This window comes from Dellaglioa algida DSM 15638, assembly GCF_001434695.1.
GTDB lineage: Bacteria > Bacillota > Bacilli > Lactobacillales > Lactobacillaceae > Dellaglioa > Dellaglioa algida.
The window spans coordinates 1-471 of sequence record NZ_AZDI01000028.1 but is presented as its reverse complement, the minus strand read 5'-3'; the positions used below and the strand labels follow the sequence as shown (position 1 = coordinate 471).

The following is a 471-nucleotide window of genomic DNA, read 5'->3' as shown; positions in this document are numbered from 1 at the left end:
TGATGAAGAGCGATAGTGTTATCTAAATTTTTTAAAAATGTACCGATTTGTTCTTGTTCTTTTAGTATAGGGACACTTACAGTAGCATTCCTTAAATCGATAGAATTAATAGAATCAAAAGTAGATCCAGTACTATAGATTCTCCAAAAATTCATTAATTTCATTTTATGTAAAATTTGAAAAATAAAATTATTTCCTTTTACTCCAGCGACGCCTCTACCAAGTACTATAGGATAAGCAGTTGTTCCTACGTCTCCAACAGGTGCTCGAACACTTAAAATAATATCGTTTTTATCAGCAATTTTTGTGATTTGAGTTGTCCAAATTCTTGGAACAACTTTTCCATTTTTCATATCTGCATTTCCTTGGACCAGAATGTGATCTTTAGGATTTTCAGTATAATTTTTACCATTAGGAGATTGACCCATAGTTATAATAGCTACTTCTCCCAGTTTACGCTGTTCCCAATCG

1 protein-coding gene is annotated in these 471 nt (G+C 32.1%); it reads right to left on the bottom strand.

Annotated features, from left to right (window positions below; genetic code table 11):
- The coding region (locus tag FC66_RS07835; RefSeq protein ID WP_057974809.1) for a restriction endonuclease subunit S at positions 1–471 on the bottom strand (471 nt) is incomplete at both ends.